Below are 26071 nucleotides of genomic sequence, written 5' to 3' on the forward strand. Positions count from 1 at the left end.
TGGATTGAAATGAAAAAAGGACTCATCGCAATAGCGGTCATTTTGATCGTACTGGTCGGATTCGTCGTATTCATCCAAAACGTAAATTTGAACCGCCTCGGCGCGCAGCAGTATTATGTGCAGATTAACCAAGACGGAAAACGTTTCGAAGACAAATCGGACAACGGGGAGAAGTACGTCTACTACGAATACACCTTGGATGGCTATAATCCAAGCGGGAAAGAAAAAGCTCTGACTTTTACGGCACAGAAGGAACTGCGCAAAGACGCTTATTTGCGGATTTATGTAAAAGGGGATGAGGTCAGTTCCTATCAAGAAGTGAAGGCCGATGAGCTGCCGGAAGGAGCGAAGCAGAAGCTGGACGGTGCGGGGAACTAATCTCTCTGCGTGAACCACGATTTATTCAGTAAAACTTACTAAAGGGAGAGAATCCGATGTATCGCACGACTTTAAAAACCGTATCCCAAAAAGCGCTGGCGTATTCGCTGGCTTTGACGCTGGCAGCTTGCCCCATCGCAGGTTCATCTCAGTTGCTGGCCGCCCCTGGAGCACCTGCTTCCTCATCCGCCGAAATTGCACAGGTTCATGCTCCGGTTAAGTATCAGATCAACGCGCGGCTGGACGAGAAAACAATGCGTATTCAGGGAAGCGAATCGGTCACCTACCGGAACTTGTCCAAGGATACGCTCCAGGAGATCGTATTCCACACATTTGCCGACGCGAACCGATCCACAGCGACCCAAACGTCGATGTTTGAGCGCAATAATGAGGAGATCCGGAAGGAGAATCCGCAGAAGAAGGCGGAAGACTTTCTGGGCGGGATCGACATCCGGAGCGCTGCAGTCAACGGCCAATCCGCGGAGTTTACGAACAGTAACCAGGCATTGACCGTTCATCTGAAGCAGGGTTTGAAACCAGGCGAATCGGTGACAATTCAAATCGCCTTTGACGTCAAAATCCCGTACGGAATGCAGCGTCTGTCGTACTACAAAGATATCGTGAACGGCGCGCATTGGTTCCCGGCCGCGTCGGTCTATGACGAAAGCAAGCATCAATGGGACAAGACGCCGTACAGCAAAACCTTCGAAACCGATTATTATGACTCCTCGGATTTTGAAGTACATTTGAATGTACCCGACTCTTATCAAATCCTGATGCCAGGGACCATGACTTCACAGGAAGTTCCTGAGGAGCCGGGAAGAAAAGTGATTACCACGACTGTGCTTAACACCAGGGAGCTCGTCTTTTTTGCCAGCCCGAATTACAAGGTGGAGAGCGTGACACGTGACGGCCTGACGATTGAATATTATTATTTCGATAATATGCCGGACAAGAAAAAGCTCGTGGATCAGTACATCGACGCTGCTTTTGATGCGATCCGTTTTTTTAACGAAAAATATGGCAAGTACCCTTATCCGGAATTCCGAATTGCGGAATCCTATGTAAAGGGGGTTGCCGTCGAATTTTCCCGGGTCATTCAAATGGGGCAAATTGCGGAGAACAGCGATCCGGCGCATGATGACGTATTCGTGCATGAAATCGCCCATCAATGGTTCCATGCCCTGATCGGCAACAATTCGGAGACAGAGTCGTTTTTGGACGAGGGATTTGCCGACTTCTCCAAAGTATATTTTGCGGAAAAACGAGGCGATGCGCTTGGCGGATTCAAATCAATCCAGATGGATGACTTGTCGTCCATTGACAAACCGATCGCTTCAACCAATGCAAATGCGGGAGATGAAGAGAATCCGGTCTTTTACGGAAAAGGACGTCAAGCAATTTACCAGCTGTACCGTACGGTGGGCGAGGAGAAATTCGATGCGTTCATGAGGGAATACTTCAAACGCTTTGAATATAAAAATGCCACGATCGACGGTCTGCTGCAGACGATTCAGGATACGCTCGGAAATGATGCACGGCAGGAAATGGACCGGGCGCTGCATGATCCGAATTTTACATTAAAATCTGAATACCGGCTGTCCGAGGCGGAAGAAGCCGCGTATTGGCATGAGCAGTTCAAGAGCATCTATCACTCGTCCCTGACCCAGATACCCGATCTTGAGGAGGAAACGATGAGCCGTATCGTGGATAAGGCACTTCAAGGCGAACCTCTTACGATCGTGTTGAGCGACCGGGCCGACGACAGCGCACACAACCAGGAGCAATCGATGCTGGAGCAGCTGCAGGGTTCCCTGCAATTGATGGGAATTCATGCCGACGTCATTACAGAGCGTCAAGTACTCAAGAAGCAAATGGAGAAGGAGCTGGCCGCCAGCAACATGATCGCCATCGGCAGCGCCGGGTCGAACGGCTTGATCCAGGCGCTGAAGCCCGGTATCATGCAAAACGCAATGCTGATCGGTCTGAACTGGACGAGTTTGATGGGACAAAAAGCAGCTTCAGGCGCTTATATCGTCAAGCATCCTTACAACCAAAACCGTCTGCTGCTGCACTTATTCTGGAACGGAAAGGCGCTCAGCGAACCGGCTATGAAGATTTACTCTGCTCAGATGCTGAATGCACTCAGCTTCAGCGCGGATTTCTACCAATATTATGCCATGGATCCGTCAGGCAAAATCACGTCGGACCGGAAAACCGCCAACCCGTTGGCTAAGTTTTTCCCGCAGGAATAAGACGGGCAGCGTTTCAAATGAGGACGTGGACTTGAAAATAGAGTTATAGTAGATGTCAGGGTGGAAATGATGAAGAAAGGAGGTACTGATCGTATGCCGCAAAGTCAGAAAGTGCTGATCGTCGATGATGAGGAAGATATCGTCAAGCTTTTGAAAACCGTTCTTTTGAAGGAAGGCTTCGAGCATGTGTTTGCCGCTTTTTCCGCGAAAGAAGGTTGGGAGCAGTTTCAGGACAAACGCCCCGACGTCGTCATCCTGGATATTATGCTGCCGGACGGAGAAGGCTATGACGTCTGCAAGCAAATCCGCAGCGTTTCGAATGTACCGATTTTCTTCCTATCGGCCAAGACGGAGGAAATCGATAAAATACTCGGGTTTGCCATCGGTGGCGACGACTACATCACCAAACCGTTCAGCCCGAAGGAAGTCGCATACCGGATCAAAGCCCGCTTTCGTAGGCAGGAGGCTGCCTCTGATGATGCGGAAAAAGAGCATCTCGTGCAAGCAGGCCCGTTTGTGTTTGACGAGCAAAAAATCGAACTGAAGAAAAACGGTGAAATCATCGAGCTGAAGCCGAAAGAGCTGGGATTGTTCACCCACTTGCTGAAGCACCCGAACCAAATTATCAGCAAAGAAAGCCTGTATGACCAGGTATGGGGCGAAGATTCTTTCGGGTATGACAATACCGTGATGGTGCACATTCGGCGGCTCCGGGAAAAAATCGAAGACGATCCCTCCAATCCGCAGTATTTGGTCACAGTGAAGGGTCTTGGGTACAAGCTGGCGCTGGAGGGCGCGAAGCGATGAAATGGAGGCTCACCGGAAGATACCTGGTATCTGTAGTTCTTATCGTCGTCATCGTCATTTTCATGAATATCGTGGTTGTGACCGGTCTTTATTTAAACCAGTTTGCCTTTCCCCATTTTTCTTTTCAAAGCAAACAGAATAATCCGGATTTGATTACCCGGTCGTTTGGCAAAGAAGTGATCCTCTCCGATTCGGGGATGACCATTACAGGTGAAGGGAAGGAACTTCTTGACCGTAACCAGGCCTGGATCCAAATTTTGGATGAGAACGGTCGGGAGGTCTACGGTTACCACGTACCCCCGGATGCAAAGACCAAATATACGCCGATGGATATGGTTCAGACCTACAAGTATATGGAAAAAGAGCTCATGTCGACCGTTTTTGTGGGGGAAAAGCAGGGCAAACAGCAGCGCTACAGCTACTTAATCGGTTTTAAAAATACTTATCTGGAGCGCAACGTCTTAACGTACGATATTCGCTCCGTGGTGCATTTTTTCAAAATCGGAAGCTTGGCCGTCATTGGGGTCGACGGATTTATTGCGCTGTGCATCGCTTATCTGTTCAGCAAAAAACTGACCCGGCCGCTTCATACGCTGATCGATGGAATCAAGCAGCTCGCCCACAAAAAATATGGGGTTCATTACGAGCCCCAAGGGGTTTACAAAGACGTGTTCCATCATGTCAACCTGCTGAGCGCGGAGCTGGAAGCCAGCGAGGCCGAACGTAAAAAACTGGACCGCATGAAGGAAGAGTGGATCGCGAACATCACGCATGATATCAAAACGCCGCTGGCTTCGATCCAAGGATACGCCGAAATGATGAGGGACAAGGATTATGAGTTTACGACCGGCGAAATGCGCGATTACGCGGAAATCATCGAACAGAAATCCCACTACTTGAAAGACGTCATTGAAGATTTGAATTTGTCCACCCGCCTTAAAAACAAAAATATTACGCTTAACCTGAAGAGCGTCAATCTGGTCAGCCTGGTGCGCAGCGTAATTATCGACGTGCTGAATGATCCCCGATACAGCGGCAGGAACATCGATTTCAGCTACAGTGAAGAGACCATTCAGGTAAAAGTGGATGACCTCCTCATTCGCAGGGCCGTCAGCAATTTAATATACAACGCGATGGTTCACAATGCAGAGGATACAGTCATTGAGGTTGGGGTTGAGAAAACGGCGGATTCGGTGACGATGATCATAGAAGATCATGGGAAAGGCATCCGCAAAGAGGAACTGGACCGGATTTTTGACCGCTATTACCGCGGCACCCATACGGGCGAGAAGCATAAAGGTTCAGGACTGGGGATGGCCATCGCGCATGATATCGTGGATGCACATGGGGGAGAGATCCGCGTCACCAGCGAGCTCCATCAAGGAACGAAGATCGAGATTAGACTTCATCCGCTTCCAGAAGTTCACAAATCCGATGAGATCCTATAAGATAAAGATTCCTATATCATTTGATGAATGATAAAGAGTCAAGATTCATGGGAGGCAGAGTTTGAAGTTGGCTGAATGGATGACGAGTCTAGGCGAATATCCGATGATGCGTATTCCAGAGGGAGACGTTGCGCTTAGGGATGACAGGGTTAAAAGATCATGGAACGTCAAGCTGGATGCCTTTTTCATGGCACCCGTCCCGGTAACGAATGCATTCTACGACGCCGTGCTGCAGCATAAAACCCGTACGCACGAACGTGTGAAAGCACCAGTCACAGGGGTATCATGGTACGAAGCAGTCTCATTCTGTAATACGCTGTCCCGGCAAGCGGGACTGGAGCCTTGTTATGAGATTGCCGATGAGGGCGAGCTTGTCGTCTGGAATCGGGAAGCGGACGGCTATCGTCTGCCTACGGAGGCCGAATGGCAGCATGCATGTAAAGCAGGCTCTCAAGGCTACCGGTACGGCGAATTAGAAGAAGTCGCCTGGTTCCAGGAGAATTCCGATGGCATGACGCATGAAGTCGGAGGCAAACTGCCGAATGCGTGGGGGCTATACGACATGCTGGGAAATGTGTGGGAATGGTGCTGGGATCTGTATGACATAGAGGTGTATGGATCCTACCGCATATTCAGGGGAGGCAGCTGGGCGGAAGAAGCAAGGGGCTGCGGAGCGACATGCCGCCGGCGCAGCCACCCGACGTTTCAGATCGACGACCTCGGATTTCGCCTGGCCCGCTCGATATTCTCCCGTAACGGAGATGGGCATCGGCCAATCGGATAAGCTGCCTGTCCTATACAAATCATAAGAGAAGGGCCACCCTTTGCGGGCGGTCCTTCTTCGGTTACCGGCGGCCGTGAAAGGTCCGGCGCAAATCTTGAACCCACAGCTCAGGAACTTCCCACGGTATAAAGTGGCCTCCTTCATCGTGGGCAGTAATATTGACGTGGTTATACCACGCTGCGCGGTCGGTCTTGAGAAAATGCTCCACGCGTTGATCGGTCGTCACCCCCGGCGGATTTTCATAACCCACGAAAGTGATGCCGGTCGGTGCTTCAATAACAGGCAGGCGTGAATGGGAGGGCTCCCATGGATACCGATTGTTATTGGCATACACGCGCATTGATGTTTCGATGGCGTTATTGACCCAGAAAATCGTGGCGTGCGTCAGTAGATCGTCCTTGGAGAACACCTGTTCAATGCTGCCTTTGTTGTCGCTCCACTTGATCCAGCGTTCAAGAATCCAAGCTAGCATGCCGACAGGTGAATCGCTGAGCCCGTAAGCGAGTGTGCCGGGATCCAGAACGTGCACGGCAAGATGCGAAGCAAAGCGGCGGTCCAACTCCAACAATTGATTCCGGATCTCCTCAGGCAGGTCTTCCGGAATCGGACGTCCGCCGGCATAATCCCAGGCGCGTTCCCCGTTAAAGAAGTCCAATTTGAGTGCCGAACCGATATGAATACCATACAGCTCGGCTCCGTATTTATGCCCGAGCTGACCGGTGATCAGCGCGCCGACATCGCATCCGGCAGCAGCATATTTTTCGTACCCGAGAATGTCCGTCATGAGGGTGTGCCACAGATCGGCCATCTTCCAGAAGTTCATGTCCGGATGGTCGGGAAGCGGAGCAGAGAAGCCGAAGCCCGGCAGCGAAGGGACGATGACCTCAAAAGCGTCGGCGGGATCACCTCCATGCGCCCCCGGGTCCGCGAGCGGATCCAACACTTTAGACCAATGCCAGAACGTCCATGGCCAGCCATGGGACAAAATGAGGGGAACTGGGTTTGGCCCCACTCCAGGCTTGCGCATAAAATGGACAGGCACACCGTCGACTTTGACTTGATAATGCTCATAGGCGTTGATCGCCTTCTCGGATTTACGCCAGTCGAATTCGTGAATCCAGTATTCGACGAGCGCTTTCAGTTCATCGCGGCGTACGCCGTAGTAACCGTCTTCGTTCCCTGCATCCAGGGGCCATCTGACGGAGGTAAGACGACGGTTCAGATCGTTCAGCACTTCCTCGGAAACATGGATGGGACTTGCTTTAAGCGGAAATTCGGCATGGGTCATAGTTATCCTCCTCTGACGTGATTTGGAACTGACGATAGGGCGAACGATTCAAGCGCAACATCCGCTACGCGTCGCCAGCAATCTCGACCAGCCGCCTCAATGCCGGGATGGCGTCAGCTATCGCCTGACTCTCTTTTCTCGTAAGGTTTTCCGCGAAACCGGCAATCCGACTGATCCGTTCCAGACGCCGGGAATCGATCACGTTAGCTCCCTGCGGGGTAATATGTACGAGAACTACGCGGCCGTCATTCGGATCGGATCTTCGTTCTACGAGACCATCCCGCTCCAGCCGGGTTACAATTTGCGTGATCGCCGACTGGGTCACCTGCTCCGTGGCGGTCAGCTCCGTCAGGCGCATCGGACTGCTCAGTGTCAGTGTGTGCAGTACCGACAATGTGGTAAAGCTCAGCTTATCAATGGAAGGCAGGCGGATGTTGATTCGGGTCAAGCTTTCAATCACTTTGACGAAATCGGCGATGTCCAGTTCTTTGGAAACATGTTTATTTTTCATGCCTTTATTATATTAATAACTTATATAAATGTCTAATATAAAAATGAAGATGCTTGAATAATGGAAGTGAATGATATCCGTGGAATCGCATCATAATAGCAGGATGAAAGCAGGATCTGCTCCAAACACCATGATGAAACGAGTGATGAGGCTTGAGATGGACATCCGCGGCATGCCTCCTGTTTATGCTGCTGCATAATCCGACCGCAGATCAAGAACAGGCACAGGACAAGCTTACGGTCACCCATGAAGGAAAAACCATCTCCGTGCTCAATCGTGACGCGCACAGCTTGGGGGTGTTTCCTTTACTGGACAAGGAACAATATAATGCGTGGGTCAACGAACTGGACCGGAAAACCTATAAGGAAGCGCAAAACGCCAGTTTTGACGCCGGGGGGCGCATTGTCGAGGGGAAGAACGGATACAAGCTCGACCGTAGGGCTTTTTTAATGAAATATTATGCGTATCTGTACGAAACGAACGGGCCGGCCACGATTGAGGTTCCGAAGTACCCGGTATATCCGAAGGTCGATACGGAACTGCTCGCGTCTTTGCGTTCGAAGCAAATCGGTTATTATATTACTTACTACAACGCCGGCAACCAAGACCGCTCGCATAATATTGCTCTGGCGGCCGAAGCGATTGACGGTACGGTCATCTTTCCTGGTGAACGGTTCTCATTTAACCGGGTGGTCGGCATACGAACGACCGGCAGAGGATACCGCAGGGCTGCCGTCATTGTGCGGGGCGAGCTATCTGAAGGCGTAGGAGGCGGCATCTGTCAGGTATCCTCCACCTTGTTTAATGCCGCCGATCGCGCAGGGCTGAAGATCGTTCAGCGATATTCCCACAGCCGTCACGTTCCCTATGTACCATCGGGCAGAGATGCAACCGTAAGCTGGGGCGGACCGGATTTTGTTTTTGACAACGCGTACAACCAGCCGGTCCTTCTTCGCGCGTTTGCGGGCGGCGGCAGCATGGCTGTGTCCATATTGTCGTCTGATGTGATCGAATACTTCCCGAAAAAGGTCCCCAGCATATCTCATCATCTGCCGGAAGAGGTGCGCGACATCACCGCAAGTCAAAGCCCCGGCCATCAGAAGAAAAATTAGACCACAGGCTTGCCTTAAAGCAGCTTTCATAGTCCAAACACGGAACAAATTAATTCCTTAAGCTGTGCAGCGCACGGGCAAATCCGGCGATGCCTTGTCCAATGCATTCCGTCTTTGCACGCGCGAACGTAAACCGGACGAATCCGGCATCCGAACCGTACACGCTGCCAGGCACGAATACGACACCGTTCCGGATCGCTGCTTCCAGCAGCTTCGCGTCGTTGACTGGTTCGGACAGCTTGCACCACAAATGATGACCGCCTTTCGGAATATGGAATTGAATCTCCCCCGGCAGTTCCTTCCGCAGCGCTTCGATCAGAAGATCGCGCTTATACATCAGATTTGTCCGCAGGCGGCCGAGATGAGGTTCAAAAAAGTCCGATTCCAAAAACTGCGCCGCCACCTGCTGGGGAATGACGCTAAGTCCAAAATCCATCTGCTGCCTGGCATCCGCCAATCTCTGCACGACGGAATTCGGAGCAACCATCCAACCGATCCGCAGTCCCGAAGCGGCGATTTTGGAGAAGGATCCGATGTAAATGACAGACCCGGACGTATCTATTGATTTTAAAGGCATGCGTGGTAAGCCTTCGTAATCGGTTAGGCTGTAAGGATCGTCTTCAATGATCGGCAGTCCGAGCTCGCTTGCGGTTTGAAGGAGCTTGTGGCGCCGTTCGTCGGCAAGCAGCGTACCGGTAGGATTTTGAAAATTCGGATTCGTAAATATCATCTTGATGCGGTGTTTTTTGTACAGTCCACGAATTTCTTCCGGCCTCATGCCGTCCTGATCTACGGGGAGCCGGAAGATCCGCAGTCCCGCCGACTGGAACATCGGCAGCGAATAATAATAGGATGGGTCCTCTATAGCAACGGCGTCGCCTGGGGACAGCAGGCATTGCGTAATTAAAAATAAGGATTGCTGAGACCCGGATGTAATCAGGATGGATGATTCCGTCGCCTGAACCCCGCGGTATTCGGCCAAATATCGAACCAGAGCTTGCCGGAGCGGGATATATCCCTGCGGGTTGTCGTATCCCAAATACGATGCATACTGATGGCTGCTCATGATTTCGCTGATTTCGCTTGTCGGGGCCAGATCGGCCGCAAGTTCTCCACTTGCAAAATCGACCAGGGAGGGATCCAGGCTCAGAGCTTCCCGAATTCTCCGGAGAAATGGAAGGTTCGGAAGAAAGCTCCCGCCTTCGGCATACCTGTTCCAGTTTGGTGTATGTTTCGGTGAAGCACCCCACTTAAATTGGCTCACCCGAGTTCCGCTGCCGGAACGGCTTTCGATGATCCCGAGCGAACGGAGTTCCGCAAAAGCCTGTACGACCGTGCTCCGGTTTACACCGATCTGGTCAGCCAATTTCCTTTCTGAAGGGAGCAGGCTGCCGGGCGGAAATTCCCCAAACGAAATTCGCCGCTCGATGTGGTCGGCGATTTGCTGATATAATGGTTTTTTACTTTCTCGGTCAAGACCCCACATCCGTTTTCACTTCCTCGAACAACAATTACGACACATTTTTATCATCCTTTCCAATATATCTTATTCGCTTAACGATTTCCGTCTTTTTTCACTGAAAGTTTTGCGTTTTCATGAACACGGCCCGTTCCATTTAGTGAAATGGATGGTCAGGGAACGATTGCATTGGCTGGTGTGTTCACGTCCGATGGTGATTATAATGAAACTGCAACAAATCTACTTGACGGGCGGGTGAACAGCATGGTCTGGCTGATGGTTTTTGCCGTGATCGTATTAATATGGGGACTCTTCGCAACGATGAGAATTGGACAATCCCAAAGCAATAAAGAACAAAATCCACAATACTTCCAGGATACGGGCAAAAAATGGTTTAGGCTTCTAGGCTTCTACGTAATTAGCATCGTTGCGGCAGCTATAATTATTGTGATTTTGATCAAGTGAATAAATAGAGGTAAATGATGAATTAATTGTAAATAAATATAAATAAAGGTTGTTAATGTTATCCAAACCGGATATACTAGCAATGTAAGCGCTTGCTTTAGTAGATTGAGACTTCTAGATTTCCCTGTCGCTGTCCCATACCATGCATAAAGCGAGGTGATTAATGTCCCAAAGGCGGGCTCTTTAATGATGCAGGTCTGATTTTCCTTATAGTGTCTGTGACGTTTTCCCAATTTGATGAGGAGGGAACAAGATGCTGAAAAAAGGATTATGCGGAATCATCATGGTCAGTCTTTTGATTGCTTTATTTCCTGTCAAACAGGTGAGTGCGGCTCCGAACTGGAAGCTGGTGTGGAGCGATGAATTTGACGGAACCGCGCTGAACCGTTCCAATTGGACGCCGGAGATCGGCACGGGCAGCGGCGGATGGGGAAACAACGAGCTTCAATACTATACGGACCGGTCGCAGAACTTGCAGGTTACCGGAGGAAATCTGGTGATTACGGCAAGAAAAGAATCATACGGCGGAATGAACTACACTTCGGCACGTATCAAAACGCAAAACCTGAAATCCTTTACCTATGGCAAAATAGAGGCTAGGATCAAGCTGCCTTCCGGACAAGGGCTGTGGCCGGCGTTCTGGATGCTGGGCAGCAACATCAGCACGGTCGGATGGCCGTACAGTGGGGAAACGGACATCATGGAGCGGGTTAATAACAACCCTTATGTTAACGGCACTGTTCACTGGGATGCGGGAGGGCATGCGGAATACGGCAGAGTATCGGGTAACCTCGATTTTTCCCAATACCATGTGTACAGCGTCGAATGGGATTCGAAGTATATCCGCTGGTTCGTTGACGGACAGCAGTTCAATGAATTTTATATTGAGAACGGCACCGGAAATACCGAGGAATTTCAGCGGCCGTTCTTCCTGCTCCTGAACTTGGCGGTCGGCGGCAACTGGCCGGGGGCTCCGAACGATTCGACGCCGTTTCCAGCTCAAATGCTCGTGGACTACGTCCGTGTATATCAGGACAACGGCCAGTCCAGCGCAATCAGCAACGGAGTTTATACATTGGCCTCCAAGGCGAGCGGAAAAGTAATGGATGTCGTTGATGTGTCCATGGCCAGCGGAGCCAAAATCCAGCAGTGGACGAATTATACCGCCACCAACCAGCAATTCCGGATCGAAAGCACGGGTGACGGTTATTACAAGCTTACTGCCGTGCACAGCGGCAAAGTATTGGATGTTCCGAATTCGTCAACGGCATCCGGCGTCCAACTGCAGCAGTGGGATGATAATGGGACAAACTCGCAAAGGTGGAGCATTGTCGACGTAGGCGGAGGGTATTATAAGCTGGTTTCCAAAGCAAACGGACTCGTCGTTGACGTGTCCGGCTCGTCCACGGCGGATGGCGCGGCCGTTCAGCAGTGGACGGATAACGGAACGGACGCCCAGAAATGGGCCTTGACCAAAATCAATTAAGGCTCAAACAAGCAGTCCACATATGGGCTGCTTGTTTGTGTTTACGAGACTGAAACGGAACAAATGCTAAAGTCTTGGCAATCGATGAGAAATTTCGGTGGATGGGCGTGCTATAATGTGGATGCGTTGTATCGCGATTTTACTGATAAACAGATCACCGTCGGTGAAATCGTTGAGCTGCTTACCGGCAGGGTGTTTAACTTTGCGGATGACGAAGCGAATTACTTTGCGGTCATGGAAAAAAAATAACGGCCGCTCACGGCCGGATGAAGGGGCGATGGTAACGATCCGTCGCTCTTTTCGCAAGAAGGGAGTATGCAACGCAAGCCCTGAACGAGGAGGATTTCAGATGTTCAATCCATTTGAAGTAGCCGAGCTTATGGTCCAACATATCTCAACGAATTTTCCGGACGACGTCTCTCTGATCGGCTATTATGGATCGCGCGCGCAAGGAACGGCGACGGAGCGTTCCGATCTCGATTTTTTCTTTATACCGGCGAACGCGGAAGGTTTCCGTCATAGTTTGCAGTTTGTAGTGAACGGGATCAGCTTTGATTTTTGGCCGATCAGCTGGGAACGTGCGGAGAGAATCGCCGCTTTCGAAGAACTGAATGTATCGATCATCGCGGATTGCAAGCTATTGTATGTGCGGTCCGAAGAAGATCATGAGCGGTTTCTCCGGCTTCGCAGCAAAATTGCTGACCAAGCCCGGGCACGCTTGGAATGGCTCCATAAAGCCGAATCGAGGCTGAAGGAAGCTTATATACACCTTTACAACTTAAGCAAAATGAACTCTATGGATGATCTGGTCTCTTTTCGCTATGAAGCCCAAGAGATCCTTATTTTAAACCTTGAGAGCCTTTCATTAATTAATCATACATACTACACCAAAGGCTGGGGCAAAAACAGGGAGCAAATCCGAAACTTCCCTATACAACCGGAAACATTGGAGCAGACGATGGAGACGATTCTCTCCTCTTGTTCGGGATTTCAAATCCGGGAAGCCTGCGAACGATTGACCCAGGGTACGCTTCGTCTCATTTTGCAGCAGAAAGAGAAAGACGTCAGCGGTCCAGATTATCCTGGCCGGATGAAGGGCTTCTATGAAGAAGTGAAAGGGATTATGGATAAGGTAGTGAGCGCTTGTGAATCAAGCGACTACCCTACAGCCTATTTCTGGGCGGTCGGCGTGCAGAAAGAAGTATCCCGTTTTCTCTATTTCACCGAGAAAGGGTATTGGCCGTCGGCTTTGTGCGCCGGGGAGGAAGAGTTAACCTTGTATAAGGAACTAGGCTTTCCAGATTTAATCGGATTACTGAATCAGGAGGATTTCATCCCCCTGAAAGAGGCGGTTGAACAGCTTGATTCGCAGCTGGAGCAGCATCTTCAGAGCCGCGGAGTACAAATCAACCGGTTTCGGAACGCCGAAGAGTTCAGCGATTTCTTGCTGACGCTGCGTTGATCGCCGAAGCTGAATGCATCATGTCCATATCCCGTTGTGATTCCAATTCGTAGGACTGGAAATGATGATAGCATAGAGGACGGCTGCTGCTGCTGAGAATCTCCTTCTCATGGTGTCGATTCGTGAATAAGTGTAGGAAGGTTTGTCAGTTTAAGGCGGCGAAGAATACATAAGGCAAGTCTTGCAGCAAGTTAATATGAAGATCATACAATGAGCCATAACAAGCCAAGGGGAGAATGGAAGACATGATGGAACAGCTGAAAGCTTGGGCCAAACAATTAAAAAGGCAGGTATTTGTACTCTATTACGCCTATCGGGACAAACGTTCGCCATGGTATGCAAAGCTGTTTTCCATGTGCGTCGTTGCCTATGCATTCAGCCCCATAGATTTAATACCGGACTTCATACCCGTCATTGGTTATGCGGACGATTTGGTTTTGATTCCGCTGGGAGTATTGGCCGCTATAAAAATGATGCCTGGTGAGGTCATTGAGGATGCCAAAAAGAAAGCGGATGCTCGCATGAACCAAGGGAAACCGGTGAATTGGGCTGCGGGTGTCATGATTATTTTATTATGGGCTGCTGTACTGGCAGCAGTATTGACTTACTTGTACAACCGTTTGATGTAACCCGCTGATTCACAGCAGGGCCTTCCGGCTGGATTCGGATCGCCCGCCCAATCGGCCTGCTTAAACCATGGCCGTTCCCCCGTATTTATGAATCCTGCAGCTTCTCCCGATACTCGGATGGCGTACAGTTGTAAACCTTGCGGAACTGGCGGGCGTAATAGTTCTGGTCCCGAAAGCCGCTTTCGAGTGCAACCTGGGAAATGGACAGGTTTGGATGGCGAAGCAGCGTGCAGGAATAGTCCAGACGCTTGCGTATGACGTAATCCATCGGTGTTGTGTGATAGTTGCGCGTAAAGACGCGCTGAAACTGGCGGGTGGACAGGTAGGCTCTGTCGGCCATCGCTTGCAGGGTAATCGGCTGGAGAAAGTGCTCTTCAATGTAAGTGACGGCTTCACCGATCCGCAGCGCCTTGTTATCATCAGCTCCGCTGCCGATCTGATAATAGCGGGAGAGCAGGCCGACGAGAGCGGTAAAATAAGAGCGAATCATCAGACGATAGCCCTGCGGCTGCAGTTCATACTCGGTTAAAATCAGGTCAAGCAGTTTTGTCGCTTCCTGCAGCTGCGCTTCGTTCAGCGTAAGCATGCCCTTGAAGTTCATTTCCTTGCGGTAAAACGGTTCAATGTAGAAGAGCGCTTGAAAGCCCGGAAGCAGCCTAAGCTCGGATAGCTGCAGAAGCTGCTCGGGCTGGAACATGACGTTGATGTATTCAATCCCGTCGACGTTTTTGTAGCCGTGGGATACGCCGCTGTGAATCAAGAATACCTGGCCGGCTGTAACGGGGTATTCCCTCCCTTCAATGATATGAACGGCGCTGCCCTGCAAAATGACGACGAGTTCGGAAAAATCGTGGCTATGTACAAAATATTCGTGCGTTAGCGGACATTTCTGGATGCGGAACGTAAATCCCGGTTCGAGCCCGATGTCCGTGGCAAACAGTCTGGTCATCATGTCCATATTATGCTAAACAATGTCGGCATCGTCAAGGCGAAGAGCGGCGTACCGCGCTACCATTAAGTTTACGGGCCGACGCATGGCAGATCGAAATGTCATCGGCTTATAGAATGTCAATGGGGAGGTACCTATGGATTTATGGTGGAATGAAAGGACGAATCAGCCCGTGAAGCCGGTTATTCTTTTTCTAGGGGACAGCATTACGGCCAGCGGTCATTATATCCGGTATACCGAAGCTTGGCTCCGTCAGCACCGGCCGACGATGGAGATGAAGCTGGTTCCATGCGGTGTGCCCAGCGAAACCGTGTCGGGACTCAGTGAGGCGGCACACCCGTTTCCGCGCCCTTGCGTGCACGATCGGCTTCGGAACGCGCTGGATACGGTATCGCCCGGGATCGTGGCCGCCTGTTACGGTATGAACGACGGGATTTACCATCCTTACTCCGAGGATCGTTTTGCTGCCTATCAAGAGGGGGTGTTTCGTCTAGTTGAACGCAGCAGAGGGGCAGGAGCCAAAGTGGTGCTCATGACGCCGCCGCCGTTTGACCCACCCTCCATGAACGCCGAGCTTCTGCCCGAAAGCGCACCGGATTTCAGCTATCTCACACCATTCCAGGAATATGACCGCGTCCTCGAGCAATATTCCGCATGGCTTCTGTCTGCGGGTGATGTGGCCGACCAGATCATCGACTTACACAGTCCGCTGCTGGACCATACAAAGGAACACAGAGCACTGGATCCTGCTTATCGTTCGGGGGACGGTATTCATCCGAACCGTGCCGGGCACTGGGTTATGGCGCGTACGCTTCTCAAGGAATTGTTCGGCGCGGCACCCGGTGTTATTCCCGATGTGGATGCGATTTCGAGATCGCTTGCTGAAGAAACGGATTGACACCTAAAAATCAACCGGATTATAGTTAGGTCACTCCAACAATTGGGAGGGAGAGAGGTACGATGAACTTGCTGCAAATGCTGCGAACGCGGAAATATTTACAGCGGATCTTGCTCAGCTTTATGCTCGTAGTCGCCACGCTGGCGGTGGCCTCCCTATTTATGAACGCCTTCGCACGCGACAAAGTGCTCAGCCTTCAGAACGAAGCCGACCGCAAGCTGCTGACCCAAATTAACTATAACATCGAAAACATGAACGGCATCGTCAAGGACCTGGCGGTATCCTTGTACAACGACGAAGAGCTGATCGCACTGAAATCCGGAGCGGATTACAAGCAGAGCATTCTGAAGATCGAGCGGCTGAATCAGACCGTCGCAGCGTCTCCGTATCTCCACGCTGCTGTTTTTTACAACGGGGCGCAGCACCGGTTTTTCTCATCGCTCAACCATGATATGGACAACAGGCTGCTGTATCAAAGGCTGGGGGATTATATGTCGTCCCGCAGCGACCTGCCGAAGCTCCAGTTGATTCCGATGGATCTGGACGGGGGAAATGAAGGGATCGATGTGTTCGCCTTCTTCATTTATGACGGACCGTCCTTAGGTTCCGTAAATGATAATGTCCTGATTTTGACCGTCAAGCCGGGATGGATGCTGGATAACGTGAAAGCGCTTAATCGTGTCGCGGAGCGGGAGAACGACATGCTGTTCGTGACTGACAGTGACGGGCGCATGCTGATCTCCAACGACCGGTCGCTGCCGGAGGGGCTGAGCGTCAAAAAGGATTTGCTTTCGCGAATCCCATCTACCGGGAGTACGCTGGACTCTTTTATCTATAAGCACGGTTCGCATAAATACAAGGTGACGTATTTGAGCAAAGGACTGAACAACTGGCAAATCGTCAGCCTCCAGAATTATAACGACGTGCTCGGCAGCGTCCGGCAGATGAAATGGACGGAGATGGCCGTGACGCTGTCCGTTGCGGTCCTGGCTGTGCTGCTGTCCGTGTTATTTTCGCTTCGGCTGTATAAACCGGTCGGACAACTCCTGACGCTCGTTCCGCCGCAGCGGCGCGATGCTCCCCCTGCGAAGGATGAGCTGTCGGTCATTGCAGCCAACGTTACGGAAATGATCGGAAAGCTGAAAGGGCTCGAGCAGGAGAGGGCATCCCAGTGGAACATCGCCAAGGTCTATCACCTGCGCAGCCTGATCGGTCTCAGCGAAGGCGTACACGAACTGGAGTTTCGGCGGATCAGGGAGCAGTACGGGCTCGATATCGCGTATCCATCAAGACTCCGTCTGGCTCTGGTCCAGATTGACGACGTACAGAGCCTTGCCCCCGGCCAGGGATCGCAAGCAGAATCGCTGCTGTATTTCGCCATAGCTAATATTGGCCAGGAACTGCTCCACAAACACGGATCCTGCGAAGCCGCAGATATGAAAAGCGGGCATCTCGTCTTTATCGTCGGCGGCGAATCCAGGGATCTAGCCATGCTTGCCGACCGCTTTCGGGAGCTTCAACAAACCATCCTTCAATATTATCGGGTTACCTTCACGGTAACGCTCAGCGACCCGTTTGAAGACTACCGCGAAATCACGGCGCATTATAACCTGGCTGTCCGCCACGCCAATTACCGCATGGTTTTTGGCAAAGGTGCGGTCCTAGAGCCGGAACGGGTCCGAAGCTGCGAGGCAAACGATACGTTCCGCATTCCGCAGGAATTGGAGCGGCGCCTGACGGAAGGATTAAAGAGCGGCGATCTGGAAGAGACGGAGCAGGCGATCCGGAGCTGGAGAGAGCTGATCGGCGGATTCAGCTTCGAGAATATGTACTCTGCGCTGCTGCATCTGGCGGTTACGCTCAGCAATACGCTGGGAGAGATGAACCATCATAATTTGAACCCGGTATCGGTCAACGTTCAGGCCATCAACCGGCGCATTCTCGAGAAAGAAACGTTGGATGAAATCGAAACGGTGCTGCTCGATGTCGTCCGCGAGGTATTCGAACAGCGGCGGAACGGGCGTGAAGACAAAAACAGGCTGCTTGCCGATACCGTGAAAGAAATTATCGACAAGCATTTTGCTGATCCGGATCTCAACGTGCAGCGGATTGCCGACATGCTGAAGATGAGCTCGGTTTACATCGGGCAGGTGTTCAAGGCACAGGAAGGAACGACGGTCGTCGATCAGATTAATGCCACCCGCCTGGCCCGTGCCCGAACGTATTTGGAGCAGCAGGAGCTGACCGTAGTGGAAATTATGGAAAAGGTGGGCTTCGGCAACGAAAGCTATTTTTACCGCTTGTTCAAACGCCGATACGGAACCACACCCAAGGAGTACCGCCTGAAATCAGCCATAGAGAGAAGCATATGAACCTGATGAAGACCCGCACGGGAGAACCGTTTCCCTGGCGGGTCTTTTGCATGCCCAAGAACGGCTGCAGGCCTGTAAATACAGGAATCCGGCATCTATACAGCCCGCCAGTACAGTGATCCTGCAATTGTACAGTACGCAGCAGTAAGGGTTTTACGTTATCGTTAGACGTGCAAAGCCTGACACCAGGCAGAGCGCAAAGGAGGAAAGGGGCTTACGATATGTTGAATAAGGTTTCTCTGGCGGGTGACGCAGAAAACAGACGGGTGGCGCCAGAACCCGGACAAACCGGATTGCTACCCTCGCCGGACGTGCCGCCAAAGCAGCGCAAGCAAAAATCGATCATCCGGAACGAGCTGCGCCATTTCCGTAACAACCGGGAGCTGTTCCTGCTCTCATTGCCGGGAATATTGTATAAGCTGATATTCGCCTATATTCCGATGGTGGGGCTCATCATCGCCTTCAAAAATTATCGGTACGATCTGGGCATCTTCGGCAGCAAATGGGTGGGACTCGATAATTTCCGGTATTTGTTTTCTACCGATACGGCTTGGCGGATTACGCGCAACACGGTGCTGTACAATGCCGCCTACATCTTGGTGACCACCGTGGCTGCACTGCTGCTTGCGATCTTGATGAACGAAATCAAGCAGAAATGGAGCAAGTTCTATCAGACCGCCTTGTTTCTGCCGCATTTCCTGTCCTGGGTTCTGGTTGGTTACGTCGCGTATGCTTTTTTGAACCATGCGGACGGGTTGATCAACCGGACGCTGCAAGCGTTTGGGATGGATCCGGTCAGCTGGTATCAGAACGCGGCGCCGTGGCCGGTCATTCTCATTCTGGTTCATTTATGGAAGGCCGTAGGTTTCAATACGCTCATCTATTTCGCGGGAATTTTGGGGATCAACGGAGAATATTACGAAGCGGCGCGGATCGACGGGGCGACCAAATGGCAGATGGCCCGCAAGATCACCATTCCGCTGCTGTCGCCGCTCGTCATCATTCTGCTGATTTTGTCCATCGGCAACATGTTCCGCGGCGATTTCGGTCTGCACTACTTCATTCCGAACAACTCAGGTTTCCTGTATGGATCCACCGATATTATCGATACTTACGTGTACCGCGCGCTGCGGGAAATCGGGAACGTGAGCATGTCCGCGGCAACGGGCTTTTACCAATCGGTTGTCGGCTTCGTACTGGTTCTGCTGGCCAACGGCATTGTGCGCAAAATCAATCCCGACCATTCTTTATGGTAAGGAGGTGACCTAAAGGTGACAAAAACATTGGAGCTGTCGAAAGTATTGATCAACCTGCTGTTTATCATCCTGTCCGTCTTAGTCGTGCTGCCGTTTCTGCTCGTCATCGCCGTATCGCTTACGGATGAGAAGGCATTGTCCCGGGACGGCTATCAATTCATCCCCAAATCGTTCAGCCTGGAGGCGTACCGCTATCTGCTGGATGCCCCGGACGTGATGATCCAGGCATACGGGGTTACGATCACCGTCACGGTGATCGGATCGCTCGTCGGCCTGCTGCTGACCGCGATGACCGCTTACGTCATATCCCGGCCGGATTACCGCTACAACCGGATGACGACCTTTTACGTATTTTTCACGATGCTGTTCAGCGGGGGACTCGTTCCTTCCTATATTCTAATGACCCAGTACCTGCACCTCAAAGACAGCCTGCTCGCACTCATTTTGCCGGTGCTGCTGTCGCCGTTCAACATCATGGTCATGAAAGGTTTCATGTCTAAGATACCGCTTGAGATCATCGAATCGGCGAAAATGGATGGGGCGAGGGAATTCCGGATTTTCTTCCGCATCATTCTCCCTTTGTCCACGCCGGCATTGGCAACGCTGGGCCTGCTGATCTCGTTCTCCTATTGGAACGACTGGTTTAACGCGATGCTGTACATCGACGATCCGGGTAAGGTACCGCTGCAGCTGCTGCTGGTCCGGACGCTGAACAGCATTGAATTTCTCACGACGAATACCGAGTTTGCGACGCAGCTGGGTATCGACCTGGCGAGCTTCCCGAACAATTCCGCCCGGATGGCGATCGCCGTGCTGGCCGGCGGACCGATGCTGATCATCTTCCCGTTCTTCCAGCGGTTTTTCGTGAAAGGGCTTACGGTTGGCTCCCTCAAGGGTTAACATACACGCAAGCAATTATAAAAACAGGAGGTCACACAGATGAAGAAAAAGTGGTTTGGGGTGCTGGCGTTTATCCTGCTGGCCGCGACCGTCCTTGCCGGATGCGGCGGAGGAAAAAGCGCGGACGGCGGTGGAGAATCGGCCGGATCAACGGATGTGAAGAACGAAAGCGGATTGAAACCCGTCGAGCTGACCTGGTATTATCCGCTGTCCCAGCTCCAGCCCGATCAGCAGAAAGTGCAGGACGAAGTCAACAAAATCGTCAAAGAAAAGATCAACGCTACCGTCAAGCTGATGCCAGTCTCTATCGGCGACTACGTGCAGAAAATGAACACCGTGCTTGCAGCAGGCGAGAAGTTCGACATTCTCTGGACCGGCTATATGCTGAAGCCGGAGGAGCTGGTACGCAAAGGAGCTATACAGCCGCTTGACGATCTGCTGAATCAATACGCGCCGGAGCTGAAATCCGATGTGCCGCAGGTGATGTGGGACGGCCTGTCCGTCGATGGCAAGATCTACGGCATTCCCAACCAGCAGATCAACGGTTCCCGCTATGGATTTATCGTGCTGAAGGAGCTTGCCGACAAGTATAAACTGGACACCACGAAGATTAAAAAGATTGAGGACATTGAACCGTTCCTGAAGCAGATCAAGGACAACGAACCGGATATGATCCCGTTCGGTATCTTCGGCACTGATTATATCAATCCGCAGGTGCATGACGACAAATATTGGATCGTGCCGGGGCTCGATGACCACTTCTACATCAAGACGGATGACCCGACCTATACGCTTCAACGTTATCCGGAAGAGGAGCTGAACAATTTCCGCCTGGCCAGCAAATGGTACAAGGAAGGTTTCATTTACAAGGATGCGGCGACCGTAAAATCGGGCGACTTCAAAGGCAAGATCGCGGTGGATTATCATATCGTCCTGAAACCGGGCGTCGAAGCTGAAGTCAAGGCGAGAAACGGCGGACACGATGTGGTCATCATCCCGCTCAGCAACTGGTTCTCCAACGGTTATTCGGCGACCACCAACCAATCGATCAGCCGCACTTCGCCGAATCCGGACCGGGCCATGATGCTGCTGAATCTCGTGAACACCGACAAGGAGCTGTACAATCTGCTCTGCAACGGCCTGGAAGGCGTTCATTACGAGAAGCAGTCCGGCGAATACATTAGCGCACTCCCGGATTCCCGATATAAACCGAATATGGACTGGGTGTTCGGCAGCGTATTCAATTCTTATCTGAAGGAAGGCCAGCCGGAGAACGTCTGGGAGGAAACGAAGAAGATCAACGAAACAGCCGAAATCAATCCGGTCGGGGCGTTCAAATTCAATTCGGAGCCGGTCAGCACGGAGATCGCCAACCTGAACGCGGTATGGGGCGAATACAAACGCGGACTTGTGACCGGGACGCTTGATTTTGACGAAACCTGGCCGGTGCTCTACGGCAAGCTGAAGGAAGCGGGCGAGGATAAGTATGTGGAGGAGGTGAAGAAACAGTTTGAACAATTCCTGAAAGACAAGGGGTTGAAAAAGTAAGAAGTTCATTTAAAGGCAGAGAAGCGCAAGCGGCGCACGGATAACGGGGAGAAACCTGCTGTCATGGGCGGCTTCATTTGAAGCATACAACGGGACCGGGGCCGGCCCTAATCCATGCTGAAAGGAAAGAGAAGCCATGGCAAAAAAACGGTTGCTCGCGGTTCTCGCAGCCATCGTGCTGATCACGTTTACCCCGTCTCCGCCGCCAGCTGCAGCGGAGGAAGCCGTCGCCAAACCAACGGGAAAATCGCTGTATGTAGCCACAACTGGCAGCGACACGAATAATGGATCCCAAAACCATCCGTTTAAAACGCTGGAGAAGGCAAGGGATGCCATCCGGAAGCTGAAAGCGAAAGATGGCCTGCCCCCCGGCGGCGTGACGGTGTATCTGCGTGAGGGGCGGTACGAACGATCAGGCAGCTTTGATTTGAACGATCAGGACTCCGGCGAAGCCGGGAAGCCGATTAGGTATACGGCTTATCCGGGCGAAAAGGTGACTGTGTCCGGATCGAAACGCATTGAAAAATCCGCCTTCACACCAGTCACCGATCAAGCGATTCTTAACCGGATCATCAGTCCCGAGGCAAGACCAAAAGTGCTGGTGGCCGACTTGGCAGGCCAGGGGATTACCGATTACGGCGAGCAAAGCCGCCACGGCTACTATCTTGCCAACGATCTGAGCAAAGTTCCGCCGATGGAGCTGTACGTCAACGGGCAGGGAATGACTTTAGCGAGATGGCCGAACCAAGGGACGGTACAGATGGATGAAATCATCGATCCGGGTCCGACGCGGAAAGATCCGAACGGGGAGGTACATACGCGCGGAGGAACCTTTTCCTATTCGTATGACCGGCCCCAGTACTGGACCCAGGCGGACGATATTTGGCTGGACGGAATATTCGGCTACAGCTGGGAATGGTCCTACAACAAAATCGCCTCCATTGACACAGCCGCCAAAACCATCACCCTCCGCTACGGAGAGATGAGCGGCCTGCTCAAAAACTGGTATCCGGATTTTCATTTTGCGCAAAACCTGCTGGAAGAAATCGATATGCCGGGCGAGTATTACATCGACCGCCAGGCGGGAAAGCTGTACTTTTTGCCGAACGCCGAATTTACAGCGGCGAATCCGACGATCGAGGTTACGATGCTGAAAACGCCGATGATCAATGCGCTGAACGCTTCGTACATCGACTTTTCCGAGCTGGTCATGGAAGATGGACGCGACTCGGCAGCGGTTATTATGGGCGGCAGCCACGTGCGTATTCTGAACAGCGAAATCCGCAACTTCACGAACAGCGGCGTGCTGGTCAATACGCAAAGCCGGTTCTACTACAATGATTTTCAGGGCGTGCCGGGAACGGATCATGCCATCGTCAGCACGCATATCCACCATATCGGCGGGACCGCGGTCACACTGACAGGCGGCGACAAAACGACCCTGCAGCCGGGAAACAATGTCGTTGAAAATTCGCACATTCATGATTTTGCTTATTACCATAAAGCTTACAATCCGGGCGTTCTTCTCTCCGGGGTCGGCAACCGTATGGCGCATAACGAGCTGCATGACGCGCCTCATCCCGGCGTGCTGATCTTCGGCAACGACCATGTCGTAGAGTACAACAACATATACGATGTGTGCAAAACCTTCTCGGATCTCGGGGCTATTTACATGAACGCGGGCGAAACACCGCAGCAGCGGGGTACCGTCATCCGAAGGAATTATTTTCACAATATTGGAGAAAGCAAGGCCGGCGTTGAGGGTGTCTATCCCGACAATTTCACCATGGGGCTTCAGATCGACGAAAACATCTTCTACAAAATGGGCAACTCGGCGATCAAAAACAACGGCGGCACACATATTTTGTCCCGCAACAATATTTTCGTAGACAGTAAAGTTCCGTATGATTACGCGGACATCTACCTTGGGGATCAGCCGGACAATCAAATCCCGAAAAACTACATGCCCAAATGGCAGGCGCTGTTCGCCGCCAACAACGATTTTGTCGGAACGCCTTATTTGACCAAGTATCCAGAGCTGGCCAACTTCTTTACAGAAAACCGTTATTATCCCGATACGAACACGTTCCAAGGCAATGTCATCTACAACCCGACTATTCCACGCAGCACGACGACCAATGCCAACGGAGCGTATGACAAATTCGGGCTGGTTCAGTATGCCAATAACTTCGTTACGACGGAGGATCCGGGCTTTGTGGACCTGGCGGACGGAGATTTGTCCTTGCGGCCGGATGCGGCTGTATTCAGCGCCATACCTGGCTTTCCCAACATCCCATTCGGAGAAATCGGCATTAACGGCCGAGCCGGCACCAGCACAGGTCAGGACAGCCATCCTGTACAGGGGGTTGCCGTGTACAACGACGATGTGACGGTCGACCGCTGGAAAACGGTCAAACTGCAAACCGCGGTCCTGCCGTGGAACGCAGATCATCCGGCTCTGTCTTTCACATCCGCCGATCCGGAAATCGCAACGGTCGATAACGCCGGCGTTATTACCGGACAGTCTGTCGGCCAAACCGAGATCACTGTGGCATCTGTGGAAAATCCGCAGTTGACGGCTTCAGTAAATGTAACCGTTGAAGCCGGCGACGGCATTATGGACTTCGCCGATTTCGAATCCGGTGCAAATGGATGGCCGGTGGATGCTAACCGGAGCATCGTGAAAGTGGATGAAAACCGATGGTACAAGTTACTTAACGGCGCGTCCGCGCTGAGCAGCAAAAAGTTCTCCGATTATGAGCTGACCTTCAAACTGAAGACGCCGGCGACCATCGGCGAAAATGCAACACTGTATATTTTCGACCGCCAGGAGGGCAGCGGTTCAAGCCGTATTGGATATAAAACCCGGGCGGACGGAACATCGTCATGGCTGCTGTACAACTCGGCGTGGTCCGTGCTGAAGGAAGTTAAGATGCCTGAGCATGATTTGAAGCCGGGCACGGAATATGCCGTCAAAATGCTCGTCAAGGGCGGCGACATCAGCGTGTACGTGAACGGCGGGTTCCGGCTGAAAGGCACCGATCCGGGACATAACGCGGAGGGTCAAGTCGGGTTCTACGTTAACAACGTCAGCGACATGTTGTTCGATGACATCCAGTTCAAGGCGCTGACTACAGATCTTGCTGGCATGATCCCGGCGGATAACCAGGTTCGGCTGGCTGCCGGAGAGAGCAAGCAGCTCCAGCTGACATTTGATCCCGCGGATACGCCGGATACGGATGTGACCTGGCAATCCGCGAATCCTGCGGTGGCCGAAGTGAACGACATGGGTGTCGTGAGCGCCGTGTACGAGGGCGAAACAGTCATCACGGCCGTATCCAAGGTAAACCCAATGATCAAGGCGGATATCGCGGTCACCGTCTCGAACGTCATGCATGAGACCGATTTTGAATCTGGAGGAAACGGCTGGCCAGTCGATCCTAATCGCAGTATAGCAGCCGATCCGGACGGGAACCGCCGCTATAAAATCTTAAACGGCGCCACCGGTCTGCTGGATCGAAACTTCTCGTCCTACCAGCTTGAATTCAAGCTGAAGACGCCTGCGGTTATGCCAAATGACGGGGTGCTGTACATTTTTGACCGCCAGGACACCGCAGGCTCCACGCGAATCGGCTACAAAACAAAGTCTGACGGCACCTCGGCATGGATGCTCTACGACACCGCCTGGCAGAAGATCAAGGAAGAGGCGCTGCCTACGCAAGACCTGCAGCCGGATACGGAATATGACGTCAAGGCGGTCGTCAAAGACGGCGACATCCAGCTCTATGTGAACGGGGAACTGAGGCTGTCCGGCACCGATCCGGGACATAAACCTTCCGGCAAAGTCGGTTTCTATGTGAGCGGATTCGATTACATGCTGTTCGACAACATTCGTTTCTCGGTAGTGCCTTAAAGCTTACTGGTGTTTAAGGGTTTCTTCGGCGCTCTCTCCCTGCATGGAGGGGGCGCTTTTACAATTCCAGGTCCGGTGCAGCAATCAAGAGGTTCAATTCAATTCTATTCAAGGACAATACGGTATACCTTCCATGGCAAAATCGTGCTAA

20 protein-coding genes and 1 pseudogene are annotated in these 26071 nt (G+C 52.0%); 17 read left to right on the forward strand and 4 right to left on the reverse strand.

The genetic code is table 11. From position 1 onward, the window contains the following. Positions 1-9: 9 nt before the first annotated feature. The 5 genes from ABIE48_RS13735 (at position 10) to ABIE48_RS13755 (ending at position 5672) form a co-directional block, all read left to right on the forward strand. Positions 10-378: a YxeA family protein gene (locus ABIE48_RS13735; RefSeq protein WP_145019824.1), complete on the forward strand. Its 369-nt coding sequence runs from the start codon at positions 10-12 to the stop codon at positions 376-378. A 56-nt stretch (positions 379-434) separates the two neighbouring features. Next, positions 435-2633 (forward strand): M1 family metallopeptidase, encoded by a 2199-nt coding sequence (locus ABIE48_RS13740; protein ID WP_192714230.1) that lies wholly within the window; start codon positions 435-437, stop codon positions 2631-2633. A 93-nt stretch (positions 2634-2726) separates the two neighbouring features. Beyond that, positions 2727-3440, forward strand: a complete 714-nt coding sequence (locus ABIE48_RS13745) for a response regulator transcription factor (RefSeq protein WP_192714229.1) — start codon at positions 2727-2729, stop codon at positions 3438-3440. Then, on the forward strand, positions 3437-4888 hold the full coding sequence (locus tag ABIE48_RS13750) for a sensor histidine kinase (protein ID WP_192714228.1): 1452 nt from the start codon (positions 3437-3439) through the stop codon (positions 4886-4888). Before ABIE48_RS13745 ends, ABIE48_RS13750 begins: the two co-directional genes overlap by 4 nt. 103 nt (positions 4889-4991) lie before the next feature. After that, the gene (locus tag ABIE48_RS13755; protein ID WP_192715285.1) at positions 4992-5672 is read left to right on the forward strand and encodes a formylglycine-generating enzyme family protein; all 681 of its coding nucleotides are present in this window, start codon (positions 4992-4994) and stop codon (positions 5670-5672) included. Between the two features lie 61 nt (positions 5673-5733). Here the strand turns inward: ABIE48_RS13755 and ABIE48_RS13760 are convergent, their stop codons facing one another. Together ABIE48_RS13760 and ABIE48_RS13765 are read right to left on the reverse strand one after the other, a co-directional pair. After that, on the reverse strand, positions 5734-6960 hold the full coding sequence (locus tag ABIE48_RS13760) for an epoxide hydrolase family protein (RefSeq protein WP_192714227.1): 1227 nt from the start codon (positions 6958-6960) through the stop codon (positions 5734-5736). A gap of 64 nt (positions 6961-7024) precedes the next feature. Continuing rightward, positions 7025-7471 (reverse strand): MarR family winged helix-turn-helix transcriptional regulator, encoded by a 447-nt coding sequence (locus ABIE48_RS13765; RefSeq protein WP_192714226.1) that lies wholly within the window; start codon positions 7469-7471, stop codon positions 7025-7027. 185 nt (positions 7472-7656) lie between these two features. Between ABIE48_RS13765 and ABIE48_RS13770 the strand changes: the two genes are divergently transcribed. Next, positions 7657-8583 carry a VanW family protein gene (locus tag ABIE48_RS13770; RefSeq protein ID WP_192714225.1) on the forward strand — a complete coding sequence of 309 codons (927 nt, stop codon included), beginning with the start codon at positions 7657-7659 and terminating at the stop codon, positions 8581-8583. A gap of 49 nt (positions 8584-8632) precedes the next feature. On the opposite strand, the gene pdxR is transcribed toward ABIE48_RS13770, so the two are convergent. Then, a complete protein-coding gene (gene pdxR / locus ABIE48_RS13775) occupies positions 8633-10069 on the reverse strand; it encodes a MocR-like pyridoxine biosynthesis transcription factor PdxR (protein WP_145945928.1) in 1437 nt (478 codons plus the stop codon). A gap of 162 nt (positions 10070-10231) precedes the next feature. On the opposite strand from pdxR, the gene ABIE48_RS13780 reads away from it, so the two are divergent. The 5 genes and pseudogenes from ABIE48_RS13780 (at position 10232) to ABIE48_RS13800 (ending at position 14084) form a co-directional block, all read left to right on the forward strand. Then, entirely contained in the window at positions 10232-10507 is a 276-nt protein-coding gene (locus ABIE48_RS13780; RefSeq protein ID WP_145945927.1) for a hypothetical protein, read from the forward strand. Between the two features lie 253 nt (positions 10508-10760). Further along, a complete protein-coding gene (locus ABIE48_RS13785) occupies positions 10761-11993 on the forward strand; it encodes an RICIN domain-containing protein (protein ID WP_192714223.1) in 1233 nt (410 codons plus the stop codon). A gap of 114 nt (positions 11994-12107) precedes the next feature. After that, positions 12108-12242, forward strand: a pseudogene (locus ABIE48_RS13790) (VOC family protein); the annotation flags it as partial. A 100-nt stretch (positions 12243-12342) separates the two neighbouring features. Beyond that, positions 12343-13455 (forward strand): hypothetical protein, encoded by a 1113-nt coding sequence (locus ABIE48_RS13795; protein WP_192714222.1) that lies wholly within the window; start codon positions 12343-12345, stop codon positions 13453-13455. 245 nt (positions 13456-13700) lie between these two features. Beyond that, on the forward strand, positions 13701-14084 hold the full coding sequence (locus tag ABIE48_RS13800; protein WP_116230544.1) for a YkvA family protein: 384 nt from the start codon (positions 13701-13703) through the stop codon (positions 14082-14084). Between the two features lie 85 nt (positions 14085-14169). On the opposite strand, the gene ABIE48_RS13805 is transcribed toward ABIE48_RS13800, so the two are convergent. After that, the gene (locus ABIE48_RS13805) at positions 14170-15036 is read right to left on the reverse strand and encodes a helix-turn-helix domain-containing protein (protein WP_354519080.1); all 867 of its coding nucleotides are present in this window, start codon (positions 15034-15036) and stop codon (positions 14170-14172) included. Positions 15037-15169: 133 nt separating this feature from the next. On the opposite strand from ABIE48_RS13805, the gene ABIE48_RS13810 reads away from it, so the two are divergent. From ABIE48_RS13810 to ABIE48_RS13835, 6 genes are all read left to right on the forward strand, one after another. Continuing rightward, positions 15170-15931: an SGNH/GDSL hydrolase family protein gene (locus tag ABIE48_RS13810; protein WP_192714220.1), complete on the forward strand. Its 762-nt coding sequence runs from the start codon at positions 15170-15172 to the stop codon at positions 15929-15931. A gap of 62 nt (positions 15932-15993) precedes the next feature. Then, on the forward strand, positions 15994-18303 hold the full coding sequence (locus ABIE48_RS13815) for a helix-turn-helix domain-containing protein (protein ID WP_192714219.1): 2310 nt from the start codon (positions 15994-15996) through the stop codon (positions 18301-18303). A gap of 221 nt (positions 18304-18524) precedes the next feature. Then, positions 18525-19559, forward strand: a complete 1035-nt coding sequence (locus tag ABIE48_RS13820) for an ABC transporter permease (RefSeq protein ID WP_192714218.1) — start codon at positions 18525-18527, stop codon at positions 19557-19559. Between the two features lie 15 nt (positions 19560-19574). Further along, positions 19575-20459: a carbohydrate ABC transporter permease gene (locus tag ABIE48_RS13825; protein ID WP_089547239.1), complete on the forward strand. Its 885-nt coding sequence runs from the start codon at positions 19575-19577 to the stop codon at positions 20457-20459. A 39-nt stretch (positions 20460-20498) separates the two neighbouring features. Continuing rightward, positions 20499-22007, forward strand: a complete 1509-nt coding sequence (locus ABIE48_RS13830; RefSeq protein ID WP_192714217.1) for an ABC transporter substrate-binding protein — start codon at positions 20499-20501, stop codon at positions 22005-22007. A 136-nt stretch (positions 22008-22143) separates the two neighbouring features. Next, entirely contained in the window at positions 22144-25920 is a 3777-nt protein-coding gene (locus tag ABIE48_RS13835) for an Ig-like domain-containing protein (protein WP_192714216.1), read from the forward strand. Positions 25921-26071 lie beyond the last annotated feature (151 nt).

Origin of the sequence: Paenibacillus sp. OAE614 (assembly GCF_040546645.1) — a bacterium.
Taxonomy (GTDB): domain Bacteria; phylum Bacillota; class Bacilli; order Paenibacillales; family Paenibacillaceae; genus Paenibacillus_AQ; species Paenibacillus_AQ favisporus.